Here is a 6000-nt window from a genome sequence, read left to right on the forward strand (position 1 = left end):
CGCTGGGAGCCTCAATGATTCTGAAATCTCAGTTAAACCCAAGATCGCCGGAATTCGCGCAGAACGCTGCCAGCATGCTGGCCCAGGTCGACGCCCTGCACACCCTGCTCGCCCAGGTCCAGCAAGGCGGTGGCGCCAAGGCCCAGGAACGGCACACCTCGCGTGGCAAACTGCTGCCGCGCGAGCGCATCAACCGCCTGCTCGACCCGGGCTCGCCCTTCCTCGAAGTCAGCCAGCTGGCGGCGTATCAGGTGTATGGCGAAGACGTGCCGGCCGCCGGGGTGATTGCCGGCATCGGCCGGGTCGAAGGCGTCGAATGCATGATCGTGGCCAACGACGCCACGGTGAAAGGCGGCTCCTATTACCCGCTGACCGTAAAAAAACACCTGCGCGCCCAGACCATCGCCCAGCAGAACCGCCTGCCTTGCATCTACCTGGTGGATTCGGGCGGCGCCAACCTGCCGCGCCAGGACGAGGTGTTCCCCGACCGCGAACACTTCGGGCGGATCTTCTTCAACCAGGCCAACATGAGCGCCCAGGGCATCCCGCAGATCGCCGTGGTCATGGGCTCCTGCACCGCCGGTGGCGCCTACGTGCCGGCCATGGCCGACGAAGCGATCATGGTCCGCGAACAGGCCACCATCTTCCTCGCCGGCCCGCCGCTGGTGAAAGCCGCCACCGGTGAAGTGGTCAGCGCCGAAGACCTCGGCGGCGCCGATGTGCACTGCAAGATCTCCGGTGTCGCCGACCATTACGCCGACAGCGACGAACACGCCCTGGCCCTGGCCCGGCGCAGCATCGCCAACCTCAACTGGCGCAAACAGGGCGAGTTGCAGCAACGCGCGCCGATCGCCCCGCTGTATGCCAGCGACGAGCTATACGGAGTGATCCCGGCGGACGCCAAACAACCTTTCGATGTGCGCGAAGTCATCGCGCGGCTGGTGGACGCTTCGGTCTTCGATGAGTTCAAGGCGCTGTTCGGCACCACCCTGGTGTGCGGCTTCGCCCACCTGCACGGTTACCCGATCGCCATCCTCGCCAACAACGGCATCCTCTTCGCCGAGGCCGCGCAGAAAGGCGCGCACTTCATCGAACTGGCCTGCCAGCGCGGCATCCCGCTGCTGTTCCTGCAGAACATCACCGGCTTCATGGTCGGGCAGAAATACGAAGCCGGCGGCATCGCCAAGCACGGCGCCAAGCTGGTGACCGCGGTGGCCTGCGCCAAGGTGCCGAAGTTCACGGTGATCATCGGCGGCAGCTTCGGCGCCGGTAACTACGGCATGTGCGGCCGCGCCTACGACCCACGTTTCCTGTGGATGTGGCCCAACGCGAGGATCGGCGTGATGGGCGCCGAACAAGCCGCCGGGGTGCTGGTGCAGGTCAAGCGCGAACAGGCCGAACGCAGCGGACAGACGTTCAGCGCCGCCCAGGAAGCCGAGATCAAGCAGCCGATCCTCGACCAGTACGAACACCAGGGCCATCCGTATTACTCCAGCGCCCGGCTGTGGGACGACGGCGTCATCGACCCGGCGCAGACCCGCGACGTCCTGGCGCTGGCCTTGTCCGCGTCCCTCAACGCCCCTATCGAACAGAGCCGCTTCGGCGTGTTCCGCATGTGACCCGGAGCGAAACCGACATGAACGACTTCAACACCCTGGAACTGCTGAAGGACCCGCGTGGCTTCGCTACCCTGTGGCTCAGCCGTGAGGAAAAGAACAACGCCTTCAACGCCGAAATGATCCGCGAACTGATCCTCGCCCTGGATCAGGTGCAAAGCGATCCGGCCCTGCGCTTTTTGCTGGTGCGCGGCCGCGGCAAGCACTTCAGCGCCGGCGCCGACCTGGCCTGGATGCAGCAGTCGGCCGAACTCGACTACCACACCAACCTCGACGACGCCCGCGAGCTGGCCGAGCTGATGTACAACCTGGCCAAGCTGAAGATCCCGACCCTGGCCGTGGTACAAGGCGCGGCCTTTGGCGGGGCCCTGGGCCTGATCAGTTGCTGCGACATGGCCATCGGTGCCGACGACGCGCAATTCTGCCTCTCGGAAGTACGCATCGGCCTGGCCCCGGCGGTGATCAGCCCGTTCGTGGTGCAAGCCATCGGCGAACGCGCCGCGCGCCGCTACGCCCTGACCGCCGAGCGCTTCAGCGGCCAGCGGGCCCGGGAAATCGGCCTGCTGGCGGAAAGCTACCCGGCGGCCGAGCTGGAACAGCAAGTGGCGTCGTGGATCGACAACCTGCTGCTCAACAGCCCGTGCGCCATGCGCGCCAGCAAGGACCTGCTGCGCGAAGTCGGCAACGGCGCCCTGACCCCGGCCCTGCGCCGTTACTGCGAAAACGCCATTGCCCGCATCCGCGTCAGCCCCGAAGGCCAGGAAGGCCTGCGCGCCTTTCTGCAAAAGCGCTCGCCCAGCTGGCAGCCCGACCAGATCACCAAGGAGTCGCGTTAATGAGCGCCCCTGTCCTGACCACCCTGCTGGTGGCCAACCGCGGCGAGATCGCCTGCCGCGTGATGCGCACCGCCAAGGCCCTGGGCCTGACCACCGTGGCCGTGCACAGCGCCACCGACCGTGACGCCCGCCACAGCCGCGAAGCCGACCTGCGCATCGACCTGGGCGGCAGCAAGGCCGCCGACAGCTACCTGCAGATCGACAAACTGATCGCCGCCGCCAAGGCCAGCGGCGCCCAGGCGATTCACCCGGGCTATGGTTTTCTGTCGGAGAACGCCGGCTTCGCCCGCGCCATCGAAGCCGCCGGGCTGATCTTCCTCGGCCCGCCGGCGTCGGCCATCGACGCCATGGGCAGCAAATCGGCGGCCAAGGCACTGATGGAAACCGCCGGCGTGCCCCTGGTCCCCGGTTACCACGGCGAAGCCCAGGACCTGGAAACCTTCCGCGTCGCCGCCGAACGCATCGGCTACCCAGTGCTGCTCAAAGCCACCGCCGGCGGTGGCGGCAAGGGCATGAAAGTGGTGGAGGACGTCAGCCAACTGGCCGAAGCCCTGGCCTCGGCCCAGCGTGAGGCGCAGTCGTCCTTCGGCGATTCGCGGATGCTGGTGGAAAAGTACGTGCTCAAGCCGCGTCACGTGGAGATCCAGGTGTTCGCCGACCAGCACGGCAACTGCCTGTACCTCAACGAGCGCGACTGCTCGATCCAGCGGCGCCACCAGAAAGTCGTCGAAGAAGCCCCGGCCCCCGGCCTGAGCGTCAAGCAGCGCAAGGCCATGGGCGAAGCCGCGGTGCGCGCGGCGCAGGCCATCGGTTACGTCGGCGCCGGCACCGTGGAGTTCCTGCTGGATTCGCGCGGCGAATTCTTCTTCATGGAAATGAACACCCGCCTGCAAGTGGAGCACCCGGTCACCGAAGCCATCACCGGGCTGGACCTGGTGGCCTGGCAAATCCGCGTGGCCCAGGGCGAAGCGCTGCCGATCACCCAGGACCAGGTGCCGCTGATCGGGCACGCGATCGAAGTGCGGCTGTACGCCGAGGACCCGGGCAATGACTTCCTCCCGGCCACCGGGCGCCTGGCGCTGTACCGCGAATCGGCGGCGGGTCCTGGACGTCGGGTCGACAGCGGCGTCGAGCAAGGCGACAGCGTTTCGCCGTTCTACGACCCGATGCTCGGCAAACTGATTGCCTGGGGCGAAAACCGCGAACAGGCGCGTTTGCGCCTGCTGGGGATGCTCGACGAGTTCGCCATCGGCGGGCTGAAGACCAACCTGGCGTTCCTGCGGCGCATCATCGCCCATCCGGCCTTCGCCGCCGCCGAGCTGGATACCGGCTTTATCCCGCGCTATCAGGATCAGTTGCTGCCACCGGCCAGCGCCTTGAGCGACGAGTTCTGGCAGGCCGCCGCCCAGGCGTTCGCCCAGAGCCAGCCGGACCAGACGCGCGCCGACGACCGCCATTCCCCCTGGGCCAAGGCCAGCGGCCTGCGCATCGGCCTGCCGCGGGAAACCGTGCTGCACCTCGACTGCGAGGGCCAGGACCGGGCGATCAAGCTGGCCCCCCACAACGCGGCCATGGCCTTGCATGGCGAGCAGCTGTCGATCGAACACAAGGGGCTGCGCCAGCAGCACCGGGCGATTCGCCAGGGCGACAGCCTGTACCTGCAGTGGCAGGGCGAGATGCACCGGGTCACGGCCTATGACCCGATTGCCGCGGTGGAAGCCAGCCACGGCCATCATGGAGGCCTGACCGCGCCCATGAACGGCAGCATCGTGCGGGTTCTGGTGCAAGCCGGGCAGAGCGTCGAAGCTGGCGCGCAACTGGTGGTTCTGGAAGCGATGAAGATGGAACACAGCATCCGCGCACCGCAAGCCGGGGTGGTCAAGGCGCTGTATTGCCAGGAAGGCGAAATGGTCAGTGAGGGAAGTGCTCTGGTGGAGCTGGAATAAGCTCCTGAGGCAGAAGATCGTTCCCGCAGCCTTGCGGGAACGATCGTATTTTTACGTCAGAATTTAGCGGTAGCCTGCACCACGACACCAATAATCCGACAGTCATCGCTGTAAAGCACCTTCGGGTAAGTCGGATTCAGCGGCACCAGATAACGCTGCCCACCCTCCTCCACCAGCTTGCGGAAAATCGCTTCGGTGCTGCCCGGGCATTGCACGATCACCAGCTTGCCGGGAACCGCCTCCACCGCCGGGTCCACCAGGATCAACATGTCCTGGGCGATGCTCAGGCCGCTCGGGGCAATCATCGCGTCGCCCACCACGACCAGCCAGAAAGCCGAGCCTTCGGCCTGGTAGTCAGAGAGCTCGTAACGCTCGCTGGCGTAGCCCACACCACCGGCCTCGCGCACCTCGCCAACGCCCCGCCAGTCGCTGACCGGATAGCGGAAGTACGGGTTGTACTTCTGCACCAACGACGGCCCTTCCAGCAGCAGTTGGCCCTCGTCATCCACCTGTGGTTTTTCGCGGATCACCAGCGCGACTTCGAGAAAACCCAGGCCGATTTCTTCCAGCACCCGGTTCATGTCTTCGATCTTCGGCTGGCGCCGTTTGCTCAGCCAGTGGCCGATGCCGCCCTGGGACATGCCCAGGCGTTCCGCGAGCTTTTCTTGTGTGACCTTGCGGTCCTTCATGTTGGATTTAACCAACTCGATCCATTTGTCCATGGAGCGGAACAATACGTTGTGTATTTCGGCCCTCAACACACAAGTTGTAGTATTTGAAACCTAGTCACAAATACATTAAGTATTACCATTCCTCAGACCCTCTTATTCCACGTCAAAGGATGGAACCGCTCATGAGCACAACCAGCAAAGATGCACCGGAACTGGAAACCGATGTCGGCTTCAACGCCCTCAAGGACAGCGAGGCCGCTCGCCGGGCCATGGACTACTACTTGAAACCGGCTATTGCAGAATCGTCGATCGACGAGAAGTTCTTCGAGGTCAAACACAGCATCAGCAGCGAGGAAGCGATGATCCACGCTTCCGACCTGCTGCGTTGCGCCGCGGCCAGCGCCTACGAGGCCGCCGACCACCTGCGGGGTACCCGGCGGGACCTGGCGTTTTCCGTGGTGCACATGATCGACATGGCCAAGGCGCTGGTGGATCGCTCGCTGGACAGCCATCGCCCGGAATGAGCGCCACGGCAGAATTCGCCCACGGGCGATCCGGCCGATGAACAGGGCTGGCAACAGGGGCAGGAAATTATTTTCTAAAAGGCGGGGAAAAACATTTGACTTGCAAATGATAATGATTATTATTGCAAGCAGCTGGTCGCGAGATCAGTCGATAACCCAAGAGACCTTAGGTCGGACTCCTGGATTATCTCCTCATCAGGCTAATCACGGTTTTTGACCCGGCTTTTTGCCGGGTCTTTTTTTTCTGCCAGTTTTTCTGGCTTGGCTTCAGGCTAATGAAGACTGGGTACCGCTAAATTGGCGGCGATGATAGCAAAAGAATGCCTCATTGCAAGCCGACGCCCGCCGCAACGGCTCGCAAATGCAAAAACAGCGCTTGAGAATCAATCGCATAGCTTCTAAGCTGC

5 protein-coding genes are annotated in these 6000 nt (G+C 64.2%); 4 read left to right on the forward strand and 1 reads right to left on the reverse strand.

All coding sequences use genetic code 11. The features are described from left to right. Positions 1-14: 14 nt before the first annotated feature. From J4E58_RS25210 to J4E58_RS25220, 3 genes are read left to right on the forward strand one after another with little or no spacing between them, the layout of a single operon-like run. The gene (locus J4E58_RS25210; protein WP_087091638.1) at positions 15-1619 is read left to right on the forward strand and encodes a carboxyl transferase domain-containing protein; all 1605 of its coding nucleotides are present in this window, start codon (positions 15-17) and stop codon (positions 1617-1619) included. 17 nt (positions 1620-1636) lie between these two features. Beyond that, positions 1637-2452: a gamma-carboxygeranoyl-CoA hydratase gene (locus tag J4E58_RS25215; RefSeq protein WP_087091639.1), complete on the forward strand. Its 816-nt coding sequence runs from the start codon at positions 1637-1639 to the stop codon at positions 2450-2452. After that, complete coding sequence (locus J4E58_RS25220; protein ID WP_087091640.1) at positions 2452-4398, forward strand: acetyl/propionyl/methylcrotonyl-CoA carboxylase subunit alpha; 1947 nt, start codon at positions 2452-2454, stop codon at positions 4396-4398. The genes J4E58_RS25215 and J4E58_RS25220 overlap by 1 nt, the downstream gene beginning before the upstream one ends. 56 nt (positions 4399-4454) lie before the next feature. Here the strand turns inward: J4E58_RS25220 and J4E58_RS25225 are convergent, their stop codons facing one another. After that, entirely contained in the window at positions 4455-5120 is a 666-nt protein-coding gene (locus tag J4E58_RS25225) for a LexA family transcriptional regulator (protein WP_087091641.1), read from the reverse strand. 131 nt (positions 5121-5251) lie between these two features. Between J4E58_RS25225 and J4E58_RS25230 the strand changes: the two genes are divergently transcribed. After that, entirely contained in the window at positions 5252-5593 is a 342-nt protein-coding gene (locus J4E58_RS25230; RefSeq protein ID WP_007929666.1) for a DUF6124 family protein, read from the forward strand. Positions 5594-6000: the final 407 nt, after the last annotated feature.

Origin of the sequence: Pseudomonas sp. FW305-25 (assembly GCF_017351415.1) — a bacterium.
GTDB lineage: Bacteria > Pseudomonadota > Gammaproteobacteria > Pseudomonadales > Pseudomonadaceae > Aquipseudomonas > Aquipseudomonas chlororaphis.